The sequence below is a fragment of the Paenibacillus sp. FSL W8-0187 genome (assembly GCF_037969755.1).
Classification (GTDB): domain Bacteria; phylum Bacillota; class Bacilli; order Paenibacillales; family Paenibacillaceae; genus Paenibacillus_AQ.
The window spans coordinates 2,035,495-2,052,766 of record NZ_CP150206.1; the positions used below are offsets into that span (position 1 = coordinate 2,035,495).

Genomic DNA, 17,272 nt, shown 5'->3' on the forward strand with positions numbered 1-17,272 from the left:
CCAAAAACCATCCTTTCTTTATTCACGGTCCTTCGAGGCCCATTTCGTAAAGTTAGGATGTCCCAAAGGATGGTTCGTATATTCGTGAAATGTCGGTACCCGGCAAGAACTTAGGGTCTCTAATCAGATGAAAGAGGAAAATGGACGAAAAAGAGGCTGTGCTTCCTCCGCCTGCAGCAGCAGCGGAAAAGCACAGCCTCTTATCGCTAGAATGGATGAAACTTAGGTTGACATGCTTTTGATACAGCGCTTATGACCTTAACGGGCCATCCATCCGCCATCAACACAAAGTACATGTCCGTTCATATAATCCGAAGCGGTGGAAGCGAGGAATACGGCAGGTCCGCCAATATCCTCGGGTTTACCCCAGCGTCCGGCAGGAATACGGTCCGTAATGGAAGTACGTCGTTCCTCATCCTGACGGATAGCTGCCGTATTATCGGTTTCGATATAACCGGGAGCAATTCCGTTCACCTGGATACCACTGGCTGCCCATTCATTAGCCAATGCTTTCGTAAGACCGGCAACACCATGCTTGCTTGCCGTATATCCGGGCACGTTGATTCCGCCTTGGTAGGACAGCATCGAGCAGATATTAATGATTTTGCCGCTGCCGCGTTCAATCATATGTCTTCCGGCCAGTTGGGACAGTAAGAATACAGTATTCAGATTCAAGTCAATCACGTCAAGCCAATCCTGTGTAGCATGATCCTTGGCCGGTGTCCGGCGGATAATGCCGGCATTGTTCACGAGAATGTCCACGTGCCCTGTTAGCTCCAGCGCTTGGTCAAAAGTCTGCTGGAGTTTGCTCTGGTCGCTTAGATCGACCTGAATTTCGGAAGCTTTTCTGCCGAGTGAAGTGATGGCATCTATCGTTTCGGCGCTTGTATTCATAGACACGGCAACGATATCCGCGCCGGCTTCGGCTAGAGCTATCGCGATGCCTTGTCCCAATCCTCTGGCGGAACCGGTGACGATTGCAGTTTTGCCTGATAAATCAAACCTGTTCATGCTCCGTAAATCCCCTCTCACTTGCTCTCTATTAGATTCGTATGAAGCTAGTCCGGTCGTTATGTTTCATGCAGCGGTTACAGCATGGTAACGCCGGCAGCATCATATTGTTTGATCGTCTCGGGAGACAGTCCCGTATCGGTAATGATGCCGCTGATCTCCTGCAGGGATGAAAAAGTCCTTAATGCCGTTTGCCCGAATTTATGATGGTCAACAACGGCATAAACCTCCAGCGAGGTTTCGATTAATGCCCGTTTGAAAGGGATCAAGTCCCCGGTATATATGGACAATCCATGATCAAGATGGACGCCCGTCGCGGATATGAAGGCCTTTTGAATGTTCAACTGGGTTACATACGATACGCCTTCGGGGCCTGCGAGCATATTCCGGACCCGGTAGCCCCCCGGTACGACCAAACGGATATGATTCTTCGTCGCCAGTTCGCTGATGATATAGACATCGTTCGTAATGACTGTTAAGGGCACGTCTTCCAGCCTGCGAGCGATCTCCAGCGTGGTGCTGCCTCCGTCCAGGGCAATGATGTCGTCGGTATTGATATGCTTCAGTGCTTTCAACGCGATTTCGGTTTTTTCATTCGGGTGCTTGGCAAGTGGTTCTTTGGACGGCAGGATGCCGAATTGATCGCTGTGCGCAAGCACAGCCCCGCCATGCACACGAACGATTAGACCTTGTTCCTCCAGCTTGGTCAGATCCTCGCGAATCGTTTTTCCGGTCACCTGAAGCTGCTGGCTTAGATCGGCGACAGTCACTTCTTTATGGGTTAGAAGGTACTCCATTATTTTTTCATAGCGTCGTAACGGGTTCATATGAATCTCAACTCTTCCGTGGGTTAATGGATAATCCCCTCTATTTTAAATCTTTTATGGACACCGGGTCCATATCATCATAACGTTTATTATCTCCGGCCATACCCCAGATGAAGGTATAGTTGCTTGTGCCTACGCCGCTGTGAATCGACCAGCTTGGCGAAATCACGGCTTGTTCATTGCGCATAACGATGTGCCGCGTTTCATTAGGTTCCCCCATCAGATGGATGACCACCGCTTCTTCCGGTAAATCAAAATAGAGATAAGCCTCCATGCGTCTTGGATGGGTATGGGCAGGCATCGTGTTCCACATGTTTCCTTCTTTCAGCAGGGTCATACCCATAACAAGCTGGGCGCTCTCAATGCCTTTTTGATGGATGAAACGATAGATCACGCGATCATTGGAATTTTTGATATCGCCCAAAGCGCTGGAATCAGCTTCCTCCAAAGTGGCTTTGGCTGTCGGGAATGTTTGGTGCGCCGGAGCAGAATTTAAATAGAATTTGGCAGGGTTGGATGGATCCGTGCTTTTAAAAATAACCTCTTCCGTGCCCATGCCAACGTACAAACATTCTTTGTTGTTCAATTCATGCTCTGCACCGTCAACCAGCACGGTACCATGTCCGCCAATGTTGATAATGCCAAGCTCACGGCGTTCCAGGAAAGAGGAAACACCCAATTCTTTAAGGTCCGTTTCCAGTTTGACCTGCTCTCGAACGGGAGCGGCGCCACCGATAATCATACGATCTTCGTGCGTCAGGACAAGCTCCAGCTTGTCAGGCGTAAACAGGACTGGGATATGGAATTCCTTGCGGAGTCTTTCTGTGTCAAATTGTTTCACTTCGTTCGGGTGTGAGGCATAACGTCTTTCCATGTTCATTCATCTCCTCAAGATTGTATTTTAATGAAATTTATAATGTTCATATATGTACAAATTACTCCATTTACGTTCATATTACAAGAGCTAAATATAAAATGAACAAAAATCATACCTGGTGAACAATGAGCTGAGTTCATTCATATCTGACTGAACTTGGAGCAGAAAGGGAAGAATTAGCATCAGATGAGGAATGTGCAGGCCGCCCTGAAATGACCCTCCAGCGAGGTAGCTATGAAGTGAACATGGTACGACTAGGAGATTGATAGCCCAATGAAAAGAATGATTTTTATCGTAACAGCTGTGCTTGCAGTGACCGGTTCTCAAAATATGGCTGATGTCCCGCATTATCCTTTTCATCAAACCAGGGAACAGGAAGTCTGGATGAGGTCGGAGAATGAACGCGATCAGTCCTGGGTCAATATCGCCCATCGGGGGGCATCGGGTTATGCCCCGGAAAATACGATGGCTTCTTTTGTTAAAGCCTTAGATGTGGGAGCGGATATGCTGGAACTGGATGTCCAATTAAGCAAGGATGGACAGGTCGTCGTGATTCATGATTCTACGGTTGAGCGAACCACCAATGGAGAAGGAGAAGTAGGCGATTTAACCTTCGAGGAGCTGCGTATGCTGGATGCAGGTTCATGGTACGATTCGGCGTTTAAAGGAGAAGTCATTCCCGCTTTGGCAGAGGTGCTTGAGCATTTCGCGGGGCGTATCGGGCTGTTGATCGAATTGAAATCTCCCTCCCGGTATCCGGGTATCGAACAAAAGGTTGCAGACGATTTGAAAAGGTATATCATCGGCGCTGATGGTGGTGATCGGTACAAGGACCTGATCATCGTGCAGTCAGCAGATACGGACTCGCTGCTTCGGTTCCGCAAGCTGATGCCCGATATCCCGCTGGGCGTTGTTATCACCAGTGCGGGCGACTTATCCAAGCAGCGACTGGAGGATATGAAGGCCTATGCGGAGTATGTGAATGTATCGATGAGGCTGGTATCCAAAGGGCTAGTCCAAAAGATACATCAATCCGGGATGAAAACGATGGTCTGGACCATTCGAGATATGCTGCAAATTCCTTATGTGCTTCAAATTAACGTGGATGGGATTATTACGGATTACCCGGATCGGGTACCGATATCCTATACAAAATGATCATAATGAAGGGTTGTCACTTGGGTTCGCATTTTAACCTGCAGGGACAGCTCTTCGTATTATCAGGTTAGCCAGAATCTTCTGGTTGGCCTTTTTTGTGGTCGTTTTACGATGGGGGGAGCGTGGGAGCTTTAGGGGCAGTGATCCCGTAATAAAACTGTTCTCTCACGACCTCCAAAAGACCATGTTTGAGCTGGTAGGGGCGGTAGACCCCGTATCACAAGCGAAGCTATGGATTTGGAACCATCGTGGAAAAGGCCGGTGAAATCAAGGAGAAGGAGTGAAGAAATGGAACCTGTTGGTCACGTGGATGTAGCTAAAGGTTCAAGTGTGGTACAGGCATTCCGGAAACGAAACGAGCCATATGGAAAGCTGTAGACATCGAACATGGAACGAGTGGATTCGAACAATTCGGGGAAATGCTGGGTAGGCTTCAAGCTGAAACGGGTTTGGCTCCAGGGGTGATTCTGGAAGCAACAGGGCATTACCACCGTGCATTGGTTTCACGGGAATCTTTGTGCAGGCGAAGCTGAACAGTAGAGCCTTACTGGAGCAAGTGTTTCCGACATATGAGCAGGTATTCTACAATGTGTTTTCGGCAACGTCATTGACGGTATTGGCCCGTTGTTTAGAGGGAGATGCCAAAGATTGGAACGAAACTGGCCGCAGAAGGGGCAGCCCTACCAAGATTAAACCATATTTAACCAAAACCTCCATAGAAGTGGAGGTTATTCGGGTTGGTCGGAAAAAGTATATCAATGATTGTATTCTTAGCCGATCAGAAGATTGGCGTACCGGAGTGGAGGCAGATTTAAGAAATGGTTAAGGAATGGATAAAGATTGGATAAGGATTGGATTAGTATGATGAAACTGCGGCCGTAACCGGTTATGCATATCCGTGTAATGTACGGTAGATAGGATAGAAATGACGAAAGGAGCATCAGAATGAAAGCGAAGATGAATCGAGTAATCATAAATCTTCTCATAAGTGCCATCATTTGTACCGCTTTTGCTGTTCCCGCCCTTGCCGAGGGCCCGAGTACCGAGCAAACCCCTTCAGGCATACCTTACACCCGACTTGAGCAGGAGATCGATCATTATGTGAATTTGCATATCGGCAAATCCAGCCCGGGCGCGGCTATTGTAGTAACGAGGGGGAACAGGATCATTTTTTCCAAAGGGTATGGATACGCAGATGTAGAAAAGCAAACTTCTGTAGACCCTGCAAGCACCGTATTTGATTACGGTTCAATCAACAAGCTTTTTGTGTGGACGTCTGTGATGCAATTGGTAGAGGAAGGGAAGATCAGGCTGGACGAAGATGTCCGGAAGTATTTTCCCGAATCATTCGCGAAGAAGCTTCGCTACGACAAACCGATTACGATGCTGAATATTATGAGTCATACTTCCGGTTTTGAGCAGCATCCGCTCGCTCTGTTTATCAAGTCTCCGGAGAATATGAAATCCTTGTCCGAGACGCTGTTATCTCCACAACCCGCTCAGATATACGAGCCGGGCAAAGTGATAGCTTATTCAAACTATGCTACGGCACTGGCAGGATTTGCGGTTGAGAGTTTAAGCGGCAAGCCGTTCTATGAATATGAGATGGAACGGATTTTGCTCCCCTTGAAGATGAAGAATGCCTCGGGCCATCCGACGCTGCAGGATCGACCGGAATTAATGGATTCGGCAGCTACAGGTTACGGAGCTGCGTCGAATGGCGGATTTGTAGCAAGAGACCGTTACTACGTGCCTTTGTATCCTGCCGGAGTCATGAAAGGGACGGCGGAAGATCTTGCCCGTTTCGCTATGGCTTTAACAGCCGATGACAGTCCTCTTTTTGCCCGGCAGCAGACATTGCAAACGATGCTTGCCAAAAGTTACTCGCCGCATAAGGACATCCCTTCCAATGCCCATGGGTTCTGGGAATATAATGCCCATCCCAATGCTATAGGGCATGCCGGAAATACGATGGGCTTCTCCAGCAATCTTGTCGTGGTTCCCGAGGAGAAGTTGGGCATTGTCATTTTGACGAACGCGGAAGTGGAGCAGAGCATAACCTCGGGGGTCATCAACCTGATGATTAAGAGCAAGGAGACGGAGCCGTCGTCATCCGGCGGCGATTTGCTGTCATCCGTGGATGTGGCCGGGCATTATGTGCTCTCGGGAAATACCTATAGCACCTTTCAGGAGGTTATAAGCTACCTGGGATTAATTAGAATTGAAGCGAAGGGCGAGCATGATCTCATCGTAAATGTGATGGGAATGTCCGGAGAGTACAAGCAGATCAGTCCGAATATTTATAAAGTGGACGGTTCCCGGTTTCCTTCCATTTATAAACTTGCTCCAGTCCTGTATGTTGAAAAAACAGAGGGTAAAATAACGAGGCTAAGCAAAGGAAAGGCAACGGATATCGTACCTGTAAGGAAGGGACGTGATCTTCCCTTGTTGTATACCCATCTTGTCGTTGCCGTCGTAGCGGTCGTCTTTTTCTTGCTTGCACCAATCGTATTGTTCATCCGCTGGTTTATACAAAAAAGTAAAAAAACGTCGACATCGAATTCATCGAGCCGCTGGTTTGCCGCAGTGATATTATGCGGAAGCGCTTTGGTAGTGAACGTAGTACGTCTGCTCCTGCTTGCCTTTACAAGTGATATGGAGACCGCCAGTTGGCTGAATTTTGGAATTGCGATAAATGGAATCCTGCTTATTCTCGCTGTCCCGATGCTGATCATTTCTATTCTGAGAGGGAGGAAATATCCGTTAAGCAAACAGCAGAAGTGGTTTCGAATACTTTCAACCATGCTTCTTGCAGGTTTTATCATTTTGCTGGCCGACTGGAATTTTTACCGCTTCATAAATTAAATGCCTTACGCGATGAATGCACTGTTTCTCCTTGTTCCTTTCCATGATATCTTAAGTATGGGAAAGGATAGGTCCTAGTTTTCGCGGATAAATGGAGAATGAGAATGAATTATGATTGTTTGATTGTAGATGACGAGACTGTTTTGGCAGCAACCACTTGCGAGTATTTAAATATGTTTGATGTCCCTGCGGCTTACGTGACGAGCGCGGAGGAGTGTGAACGTTTCTTGAGGGAACACGAGGTTTCCCTAATCTTGCTGGACATTAATCTGGGCCGGACCTCAGGTTTTGATCTGTGCAAAAGGTTAAGGCAAACCTCGGATATCCCTATCCTGTTTATCAGTGCCCGCTCAAGTGAAGACGATATACTAATTGCGCTCAACATCGGAGGGGATGATTATATACAAAAACCTTATACGCTCAGTATTTTGCTGGCGAAAGTTCAAGCCGTGCTCAAAAGATATAAAAAAAACGGCGCTGCGGATTTTCTGGAGTTCGGTAGGGTTCAGATGGACTGCGTCAAGTCACGAGTTCGTGTAAGTGGTGAAGAGGTCAAGTTCAAGGCTTTGGAATATAAATTGCTTTTGTATCTGGCTCAGAATAAAAACCGGGTGGTTACTAAGGAGGAACTGTTTGCAAAGGTATGGGGAGATTTGTTTACGGGTGACGGAACCCTAAATGTCCATATTCGTCATTTGCGGGAAAAGATTGAAGAGGATCCCAATAGGCCGCAGTATATCATAACCGTATGGGGTAAGGGATACATGCTGGAGGATGGTGGACGTTGAAATCCAAATGGATGTACCTGACGATGGTTGCGGTTTTTATGGCAGGGCTTCTTGTTTTTGTACGGATGATGGCGACGGGAGTGGATACGGATGTGGATATCGTTATGGTCAACAAGGTGCTGAAGACGGTTGAGAATCACTGGGAGCACGTTGACCAAGGCGATTACAGCGGAATTACGCAGCGTTTTGTCGTTCTGGACCAGAAGGGGGCGGTTCGTTACGAGACTTCGGACGGATTGTTCACGAATGTTTACGATGCTATCAAGAACAGAGGGATCGTTCTGGATGTGAAGGTGGAAGGAAAGTTCGTAGGGAAACTGATCCTTTTTGATGATTATGAACAAAGGGTTCAACGCAGCAAGAAACACCTGGTTGTTGTCCTATTGACGATCTTTGCTGTATTAGCTCTGTTATGCACGCTATATATCATCATGTTGAACCGCTTGGTGATCAGGCCCTTCAAGAAGCTGCAAAGCTTTGCCCTGAACGTTGCCAGAGGAAATTTAGACGTTCCGTTAAGCATGGATAGGAGCAATCTGTTCGGTGCATTTACCGAAAGTTTCGATATCATGCGCGAACAGTTGGCGACCGCCCGCCAAAGAGAATATGAAGCCAACCGCAGCAAGAAGGAACTGGTCGCCAGTCTGAGCCATGACGTAAAAACACCGGTGGCCTCCATCAAAGCGGTTAGCGAGCTGATGCTGCTTCGCGTCGATGATGAGAAGCTGATCAGGCAGCTCAACATGATTCACTCGAAAGCCGAGCAAATCAACGGGCTGGTAACCGATATGTTCCAAGCGACGCTTGAGGAGTTACAGGAACTGAAGGTGAATGTTACCGAGGAGTACAGCAGCGTTCTCAATACGATCATCGCGAATGTTAATTTGGATAATCGGATCACCTTCGACGCTATTCCGAAATGTTTGATTCTTATCGATGTGACGCGTCTTCAGCAGGTCTTTGATAACATCCTGAGCAACTCTTATAAGTACGCAGGTACAGATGTTCGTATTTCCTCATATATAACTTCCATTTATTTACATATTGAGATAACCGATTTTGGAAAAGGCGTTGAAGAAGATGAATTGCCGCTGCTCTTCAATAAATTCTACCGGGGTCGTAACGCCTCGGGGCAAACCGGAGCGGGTCTTGGCCTGTATATCACCAAATACCTCATGCAGAGCATGGACGGGGATGTATCGTGCCATAATCGTGATAACGGTTTTACGGTCAAGCTTCAAATCAAATTGGTCTGACATGGACAGAGGAATGATTCATTGATGAAAAAGGCGATACTCAGAACGGAAAAGCTCTGCAAGACATACTCCACCGGCGGAATTCAACAGCATGTTCTGAAAAATCTGGATATCAGCATAATGGAAGGCGATTTCACCGTTATTATGGGCAGTTCCGGTTCAGGCAAAACGACCTTGCTTTATGCTCTTTCCGGCATGGATAAACCGTCGCTTGGGGAAATTCATTTCGAGGGGCACAAGCTCACCAGCATGAGCAATGATAAGCTTGCGATTTTTCGGAGGATTCACTGCGGGTTCGTATTTCAGCAAATCTACCTGCTGGATCACATGACCGTATTGGATAATATCCTCGCAAGCGGGCTCCTCGTGAACAAGAACAGGCAGGCCGTCGCCGCCAAAGCCAAACAACTGCTGGAAGCGGTGCAATTAAATGAGGAATCCTGGGCAAAATTCCCTTCCCAACTGTCCGGAGGCGAGGCGCAACGAGCCGGAATTGTGCGCGCTCTGATCAACAGTCCGAGGATCGTATTCGCTGACGAGCCGACGGGAGCGCTGAACTCGGCGTCAAGCAACATCGTGCTCGATGTGATGACTGAGGCCAACCGCCAAGGACAAAGCATGGTGATCGTTACCCATGATCATAAAACGGCTCTGCGAGGCAATCGGATTCTATACCTTCGGGACGGTATGATCTGCGGTGACCTGGATCTTGGGGAATACACTTCGGATAGCAGCCCTGTTCGTCAAGAGAGGCTGAATTTCTTTTTGGCCGAAATGGAGTGGTAGCGTGGATATCTTTAAATTGTCCATGACTAATATGAAAAAGGCGAAGGGCGCGACGATCTCTTTATTTATCATGATATTGATTGCGGCTATGCTGTTGAACATGGGCCTGACGATCATGACTAAAATGAACCGTTTCTATGAAAACAAGACCAGGCAACTGGATGAGGCTCACCTCAGCATGACAATGAACAAAGATAGCTTCGAACCGGCGTATGAAGATTTTTTTAGAGCTTATCCCGGTCTGGAAAAGACGATGACAGAGCCAATCATGTTATTGCCGATGGTCACGATTCGTTATAAAAAAACGGATTTTGGCATCAGTGCCGCGATATTGAATGCGGATCTCGGCCGGACTATAGCGCCTTTGCGACTCATTGAGGAATCCAGGACTGAACCTGGAAGGAGAATTTATCTGCCTTTCAGTCTGAAGGTCGACGGGGACTATCGACTGGGCGATCACTTTAAACTGACTTATCAAAATAAGACCTATGGTTATCGGGTAGCAGGCTTTTTTGAATCGACGTTAATGGGTTCGACCAGGCTTGGCATGCTGAAGTTTTATTTGCCGGGTGACGACTATAGCGAGTTATCCCGGGAACTCGGCTCATCGGCCAGCGGGGTTCTGATGTCGGCAACTTTTAAGAACAGCGAAGATTCGAGCGGGATGATACGTGATTATCATGAAAATTTCTCGTATTCCAACCATTTGAAGGATGCCGGTTTCTGGAGTGGCGATATAAAGATGGCGAAGGACAGCACCGTGACCGTTGATATGATCGCTATGATTCTGGTGGCATTTGCGGTTGTACTCGTTCTGGTATCGGTCATTGTCATCGATTTTCAGATTTCTAACAGCATTGATGACGGAATGGTAAACATCGGTGTGCTAAAAGCGTTAGGGTATACCGGGCGGCAAATCATATCCTCGATGGTATTCCAATTTATGCTGGTCTCGTTCGCGGGAAGCATTGCAGGCATAATCGCTTCTTATATGGCAATGCCCGCATTCTATGACGTTTTTTCAAATTTGAATAAACTGCTATGGTCGGGCGGGCTTCACCCCGGAACGGATTTGGCGAGTGTTTTGATCGTAAGCCTGCTGGTGCTTATCGTAGTTTTGTTTTCATCCATACGGATTCGTCGGCTGCACCCTATCGCTGCCTTGCGAGGAGGGATGGCGACCCATAATTTCAAGCGCAATTGGTTTCCGCTGGATAAGGCCAGAGGCGGCTTGCAATTTGTACTTGGGTGTAAAAATCTGATTCATAATCTAAAGCTTAATATAATGACCGTCGGTATTATTGCCTCGATTACCTTTGCCTCTGTTTTTTCGGTGGTGTTGTACTACAATATGGCTCAGGATAAAACAGATTTTTTTCTAATGATCGGTACCGAGACGCCTGATATCGGAATTCAAGTGGCAGCCGGAAAGGATAGCGAGGCATTGCTTCGTGAATTAAAGCAGATGGAAGGCGTAAAAAAGGCGATCATTCAGGATACTTTCGCAACAATGATCGACGGTCAGATGGTGACCGCCGAGTTTTCGGACGATTTCAAGAAATTGAACGCGAATAAGATCTTCAAGGGCCGCTATCCGGAGTTTGACAATGAAATTGCGATTTCCGGTAGATTAGCCAGGCGGCTCGATAAAGACGTTGGCGATATGATTAGCGTGGGGACGGGCAAGAACACGCATGATTATCTGATTACCGGATTGAGTCAAGAAATTCGCTCGGCCTTGGCCGGAGTATCCTTGACCCCGGATGGGGCGGAGCGCGTGATTGACGGTCACAAAGGGATGTCAATAAATGTCTATCTGGATGATCCCGGCGAGACGGATATGGTAAGCAGGATTGAGGATGAATATGGAAACAGGATTCAAGCCATTACGGATGTAAAGGAATCGTTGAAGAGTCAAAGCGCGGATATCACTTTTGCCATTTTCTCGCTCATGACCAGTATTCTCGTAATCACCCTCCTGATCTTATTCCTGATTCTGTATCTGGCCGTTAATACGATCATCCGCAAACGGAAGAGAGAATTAGGCGTTTTGAGAGCGATTGGCTATACCACCTTCCAGCTGAGGACGCAGATTGCCTTGGGCTTTATGCCGGTTGTCGTCCTCGGCGTAATGGTCGGCGGAGTGTTCGGCTCCCGATACTTTAATTCCGTGCTGAAGTTGATGCTTTTTGATTCCGGAGCCGCCAACATGAAACTTATCGTGAATCTTCCTCTGGTTATAATACTATGTACTGCAATTATTTTAGTATCCTATGCGGTCTCCATGCTGGTCTCACGCAGGATTAAGCAGATCACCCCGTACGGCTTGATAACTGACTAGAAATGTTTGCAGTCTGGCCGAGGCGCCAGAGAACTTTTAAAGTGACGGTGGACCTACTCCTAATCAAGATAGGGCGAAAAATCATGCAAGCAAGCCCATGTAGTCCGCTACAGGATCGCATGGGCTCTTTTTTACCATGATCCGCAGACGCGCGGATCTTTTTTGTATTCAACGAAAAAAAAAATCTGCACGAACCGTGTTGACATTATTGAACTACAGTTGTAGTATTGATTTGTAACTACAGCTGTAGTTTATAAAAACAAAAAATCATAGGAGAGGAGCATTACCAAATGAAGGCAGCGACGAAAGTAGCGATCGCGACACTAAGCAGCATTTTATTAATGGGTTCTTCCGTAAGTCTCGCGGCGAAGGCGCAGTCCAACGAGAAAGCCCAAGAAGCCACTGTTAAAAAAACAGACGAAGCAGCCAAGCCTATATCTGCAGAGGAAAAAAAGTTTATCGAAGCTGAGATCCAGAGAGTGAAGGAGTTGGCCCAAGAATCGGGTGATATGTATGTCCTGTATCATAAGTACCCAAAATTAAATAGCGGATTTGATATTAGCTATTGGGGAGGGATTCATGAATTCACAACATACGAGGACTACTTGAAAAAAGCTTCAACCCTGAAGGGATCCATTCTGCAGCAGCCTGCCAACCTGCCAAAGGGATATAAGTTTTTATCAGCGGTCATTGAAGGTCCGATCGAAGGAAAGTTCGTTGATGAAGTAAGGGCCGAAGGTAAGAAGAGCGGAAAGCCCATCTATGTGAAAAAGATCGATTGGAAAGAGGCGGCAACCATCCGTCTTAAATATGCGAGCGGAAAAGACACGCTGGGCTTTTCCAAGGATACGGTAGATTCGAAGGGAAGCAAGAAAAAAGGTTTCTTTGACGATAAGCTGCCGAAGAATGTCTTTCCAAAATACGTTTTTTGGAATGATGGCGGCAAATTCGAATACAGCATTTCAACCTCCTCTTTGGATATGTCCAGGAAACAGAAGATCGAAATGCTAAAAGCAGCCGTGAAAAAATAACATATTGCGCCAGCTATATTTTTTCTCGGACAGGCGCTCCAAAATACGATGACATGGGTTCTTTTGCAGATCATCATGCCCACAGGCGGTGCGAATCATTTTTTCGTGTAACAAAAACGAGAAATTACGCTCTGCCAAACAAGTTGACATTACTAAACTACAAATGTAGCATGTGTATTATAACTACATATGTAGTCTGAGTAAATTGACTTTGGAGGTTTCATGCATGAATCAAATACCACCGATTACGGATGCAGAGCTGGAAATTATGCGCGTATTGTGGACAAATCCGGACTGCCCTTCCAGCGAGGTCGTAAAACAAATGACGGATCAAATGGGGTGGAGCCCCAATACGACCCGGACGCTCCTCAGTCGTCTGGTGCAGAAGGAAGCAGCGGGTGCGAAACTGGAAAAGGGTTCAAAGCGCACCCAACTATTTTATCCGATCATCAGCGAGCAGGAGTATCTGCAGTCCGAAACCAAATCCTTCATGAAAAAGCTTTATGGGGGATCTTTAAAGCCGATGCTGGCCAACTTTCTGCAGGATAAAAAACTGAATGCGCAAGAAATCGAGGATCTAAAAGCATTGTTTGACGATAACCGCAGCGACGGGGAAACAGAAAAGAGAGAGCCCTGATGAGTCCTACATTGCATGAAAATTTATTGTCTTTTTTTGGCTGGGTGATTCGCGGATCGTTCATGGCCTCCATCCTGATCGTACTTGTGCTGATTCTACAGTTTCTATTAAGAAACAAAATTGAGGCTAGATGGAAATATTGGCTTTGGCTACCTGTAGCCATACGTTTGCTGCTCCCTTGGGCTCCGGAATCCTCGCTTAGCCTATACAATGTTTTGTCTTTGGAGGCCATAGCACCCGGTATTCATCAACAAACTCTAGTTTCATCGGGTGGGAAGGAAGCGGGGAGAATAAGCGAGGCGACGGTTCATGTTGAGCGCTCTATAAACCCGGAAGCAAGCGGAACCTCGGAAGTACCTGCTCCATCCCTTGAATCGGGACTCGTGCAGGAGAGCGGCTTTTGGTGGAATGGGTTCAACCAAATAGGCTTCACCAATACGCTGATTGCGGTTTGGTTTGCGGGCGTGCTGCTTCTTGCCGCGAAAACGGTATACGACCAGCTTCGATTGAAACAAGCCCTGCGCGCGGGCCGAAAGATAGATACGCCTTTTCTATCGGCAGTGTTTCACGAGACGAAACAGCAATTAGGCGTGAAGCAAAAAGTGCAATTTCTGTCCAGCGAGCGAATTCCTGGACCTGCCGTGGTCGGTTTTAGCAAGCCGGCGATCGCCATTTCGCCCAGTCTGCTCATCACGCTGAAAAAAGATCAACTTCAATATATTCTGGCGCATGAGTTCGCGCATATTCAGCGGCGGGATGTCGCCGTGAACTGGTTAATGCATATCATCCTGATCATCCATTGGTTTAATCCGTTATTATGGCTAGCCGTACGTAAAGCAAGACAGGATCAGGAGATGGCCTGCGATGCATGCGCGTTGAATCGGATGAGCCCGCAGCAAAACAATGCATACGGACAAACGATCATCCACGTGTTGGAGCATTTTTCAGGAAACCAACGCCAGCCGGGGCTTGCCGGCCTGTCCGCCACACATAAACAAATGAAAAGGAGACTTACGATGATTAAACATTTTCACAAAAAATCATACCGTCTATCCATTCTGGCAATGGGGATGATTATCGCGCTTGGCAGCGTGACATTGGTTAATGCTAAGGAAAGCGATGCAGGGAGCGTAACACCAAAGGCTTCCGTGCAATCGGAACAGGATTTAAAAGCTGCTGATATGATCTATCCCGAGGGAGATATAGACCGCGAGCTCTACAAGAAAGAACTGGAAAAGGCGCAGAAAAAAGCAGAAGTTGCAGCCAAGGCTCTAACTCCAGAGGAAAAGAAGTATATCGAAGCTGAGACCAATAGAGTGAAGAAGCTAAGTAATGAGACAGGCGATATGTACGTTCTGTATCATAAATATAAGGATCTTAACAGCGGATTCGACCTAAGTTATTGGGGAGGGATAGAAACATTTACCGCTTACGAGGACTACTTGAAAAGAGCTTCCACGCTGGAAGGTTCCATCCTGAAGCAGCCCGCCAACTTGCCGGAGGGATATAAGTTTTCCAAAGCGAGAATTGAAGGTCCAACTGAAGGCAAGTTCCTTGATGAAGTAAGGGCCGAAGGCAAGAAGAGCGGAAAACCTATCTATGCGAAAAAGATAGATTGGGAAGAGGCGGCAACCATCCGTCTTGAGTATACGAACGGGAAAGACACACTGGCCATTTCAAAATATACGTTGGACTCAGAGGGAAGTAAGAAGAAAGGCTTCTTTGAGGATGACTTCCCGGCGCATATCTATCCAAAATACGTGTTTTGGCATGAAGGCGGCTTCGAATACAGCATTTCAGCCACATGGGATATGTCCAAAGAACAGAAGATCGAAATGCTGAAAGCAGCGGTGCAGAAATAATATTTTGAGCAAGTCATTAAGCATCACAACCAATCCGGGAAATCCGGTGGCGAAAAAAAACTGATCTATTGGCTGAAATTGCGGTCAAGAAATAGAGTGCACTTTTCAATTTTGCAGTTCGTAGATCCTGATTCAAGGCCCAATATACGATTAAATAAAAAAAGCCTGGTTTTCCAGGCTTTTTTTATTTTGATCTTGCTATTTCTGAGATGCGGGGGTAGAATGTGAGTGATTCAACTTGTACGTACATTTATGATTTTATCTATATATTTGTTTATAGGTATGTACAAGTTGGTAAGCAAGCATTCATACAGGAGGCGTTATAATTATGAATTTGAAACCGCATTCTTTTTGGTTCGTCACCGGAAGCCAGCATTTGTATGGCCCCGAAACGCTGGAGCAGGTAGCTGAGCATTCCCGCATCGTGGCAACGGAGTTTGATAAAGATCCTGTATTTTCCTATCCCATTGTGTTCAAGCCGATCGTAACGACACCCGATGAAATATACAACCTGATTCTTGAGGCCAACAATGATGAGTCCTGCGCAGGTATTATGACCTGGATGCACACCTTCTCCCCGGCCAAAATGTGGATCGCGGGTCTATCCCAATTGCAGAAGCCGCTTCTTCATTTCCATACCCAATTCAACCGGGATATCCCTTGGGAAACGATTGATATGGATTTTATGAATTTGAACCAATCCGCGCACGGTGATCGCGAGTATGGTCATATTGGTGCCCGTCTCGGCATTGCTCGCAAGGTGGTTGTGGGCCATTGGGAAGACGGGGAGGTTCGAGGCAGCATTGCCGGCTGGATGAGGACCGCTGCGGCCTATGCCGAAAGCCGCAGGCTGAAAGTGGCCCGCTTCGGCGATAATATGCGCCAAGTGGCGGTAACCGAAGGGGATAAAGTAGAAGCCCAAATCAAGCTTGGCTGGTCCGTGAACGGTTATGGCATCGGCGATCTTGTGCAGTCCATGAATGAAGTCGGCGATGAAGAGGTTAAGGCGCTCCTGAACGAATATGCGGAGTTGTATTCCATAACCAAGGAAGGGCTTAGCGACGGTCCCGTGCGCGATTCGATTGCGTATCAAGCCCGGATCGAGATTGCGCTTCGTCGTTTCCTCGAAGAGGGCGGCTTTGGCGCATTCACGACGACCTTTGAGGATCTGCATGGAATGAAGCAACTTCCGGGACTCGCCGTACAGCGTCTGATGGAGTCGGGATACGGCTTCGGCGGGGAAGGGGATTGGAAAACAGCTGCCCTGACGCGTGTATTGAAGGTGCTTGCGGGCAATAAAAGCACTTCTTTCATGGAGGACTACACCTATCACTTCGAGCAAGGGAATCATATGATTCTTGGATCGCACATGCTGGAGGTATGTCCGACCATTGCACTGGATAAACCGACGCTGGAAGTTCATCCACTCGGGATCGGAGGCAAGGGAGATCCCGCGCGACTCGTGTTTAACGGCCAAGACGGCCCGGCGGTCAATGCTTCCCTGATCGATCTGGGTCACCGCTTCAGACTGCTGGTGAATGTCGTGGATGGCGTCAAGGTGGAGCAGCCGATGCCGAAGCTGCCGGTAGCCCGTGTGCTGTGGAAACCGCAGCCATCGCTCCGCGAATCTGCGGAAGCGTGGATATTGGCCGGTGGAGCGCATCACACCGTTCTCTCTTATGCCATGACGGCTGAGCATTTGAGCGATTGGGCGGAGATGGTCGGCATTGAAGCGGTCATTATTGATAAGGATACAACGATACCGCGCTTCAAGAACGAGCTCCGCTGGAGTGAAGCCGCATACCGCCTGCGGTAACTGGTTCTGTCAGCATT

Annotated in this window: 14 protein-coding genes; 11 read left to right on the top strand and 3 right to left on the bottom strand. The window is 47.5% G+C overall.

What is annotated here, in order from left to right:
- Positions 1-258: 258 nt before the first annotated feature.
- The 3 genes from kduD to kduI form a co-directional block, all read right to left on the bottom strand.
- Positions 259-1,011 (bottom strand): 2-dehydro-3-deoxy-D-gluconate 5-dehydrogenase KduD, encoded by a 753-nt coding sequence (gene kduD / locus MKY48_RS08980; RefSeq protein ID WP_339292766.1) that lies wholly within the window; start codon positions 1,009-1,011, stop codon positions 259-261.
- A gap of 77 nt (positions 1,012-1,088) precedes the next feature.
- Positions 1,089-1,838 (bottom strand): DeoR/GlpR family DNA-binding transcription regulator, encoded by a 750-nt coding sequence (locus MKY48_RS08985; RefSeq protein WP_339292767.1) that lies wholly within the window; start codon positions 1,836-1,838, stop codon positions 1,089-1,091.
- Positions 1,839-1,878: 40 nt separating this feature from the next.
- Positions 1,879-2,712 carry a 5-dehydro-4-deoxy-D-glucuronate isomerase gene (gene kduI / locus MKY48_RS08990; RefSeq protein ID WP_339292768.1) on the bottom strand — a complete coding sequence of 278 codons (834 nt, stop codon included), beginning with the start codon at positions 2,710-2,712 and terminating at the stop codon, positions 1,879-1,881.
- A gap of 276 nt (positions 2,713-2,988) precedes the next feature.
- On the opposite strand from kduI, the gene MKY48_RS08995 reads away from it, so the two are divergent.
- The 11 genes from MKY48_RS08995 to araA all read left to right on the top strand — a co-directional run bounded on the left by MKY48_RS08995 (position 2,989) and on the right by araA (position 17,255).
- A complete protein-coding gene (locus MKY48_RS08995) occupies positions 2,989-3,873 on the top strand; it encodes a glycerophosphodiester phosphodiesterase family protein (RefSeq protein ID WP_339292769.1) in 885 nt (294 codons plus the stop codon).
- A 517-nt stretch (positions 3,874-4,390) separates the two neighbouring features.
- A complete protein-coding gene (locus MKY48_RS09000; RefSeq protein ID WP_339292770.1) occupies positions 4,391-4,699 on the top strand; it encodes a hypothetical protein in 309 nt (102 codons plus the stop codon).
- A gap of 119 nt (positions 4,700-4,818) precedes the next feature.
- On the top strand, positions 4,819-6,738 hold the full coding sequence (locus MKY48_RS09005; protein WP_339292771.1) for a serine hydrolase domain-containing protein: 1,920 nt from the start codon (positions 4,819-4,821) through the stop codon (positions 6,736-6,738).
- A gap of 104 nt (positions 6,739-6,842) precedes the next feature.
- Complete coding sequence (locus MKY48_RS09010) at positions 6,843-7,526, top strand: response regulator transcription factor (protein ID WP_339271825.1); 684 nt, start codon at positions 6,843-6,845, stop codon at positions 7,524-7,526.
- The gene (locus MKY48_RS09015) at positions 7,523-8,782 is read left to right on the top strand and encodes a HAMP domain-containing sensor histidine kinase (protein ID WP_339292772.1); all 1,260 of its coding nucleotides are present in this window, start codon (positions 7,523-7,525) and stop codon (positions 8,780-8,782) included. The genes MKY48_RS09010 and MKY48_RS09015 overlap by 4 nt, the downstream gene beginning before the upstream one ends.
- A 24-nt stretch (positions 8,783-8,806) precedes the next feature.
- The gene (locus MKY48_RS09020) at positions 8,807-9,568 is read left to right on the top strand and encodes an ABC transporter ATP-binding protein (protein ID WP_339292773.1); all 762 of its coding nucleotides are present in this window, start codon (positions 8,807-8,809) and stop codon (positions 9,566-9,568) included.
- Between the two features lies 1 nt (position 9,569).
- Complete coding sequence (locus MKY48_RS09025) at positions 9,570-11,909, top strand: FtsX-like permease family protein (protein ID WP_339292774.1); 2,340 nt, start codon at positions 9,570-9,572, stop codon at positions 11,907-11,909.
- Positions 11,910-12,199: 290 nt separating this feature from the next.
- Complete coding sequence (locus MKY48_RS09030; RefSeq protein WP_076320487.1) at positions 12,200-12,940, top strand: hypothetical protein; 741 nt, start codon at positions 12,200-12,202, stop codon at positions 12,938-12,940.
- 226 nt (positions 12,941-13,166) lie between these two features.
- Positions 13,167-13,577 (top strand): BlaI/MecI/CopY family transcriptional regulator, encoded by a 411-nt coding sequence (locus MKY48_RS09035; RefSeq protein WP_076320488.1) that lies wholly within the window; start codon positions 13,167-13,169, stop codon positions 13,575-13,577.
- Positions 13,577-15,439, top strand: coding sequence for a M56 family metallopeptidase (locus MKY48_RS09040; RefSeq protein WP_339292775.1), 1,863 nt, complete (start codon positions 13,577-13,579; stop codon positions 15,437-15,439). Before MKY48_RS09035 ends, MKY48_RS09040 begins: the two co-directional genes overlap by 1 nt.
- A gap of 328 nt (positions 15,440-15,767) precedes the next feature.
- Complete coding sequence (araA, locus tag MKY48_RS09045) at positions 15,768-17,255, top strand: L-arabinose isomerase (RefSeq protein WP_339271835.1); 1,488 nt, start codon at positions 15,768-15,770, stop codon at positions 17,253-17,255.
- Positions 17,256-17,272 lie beyond the last annotated feature (17 nt).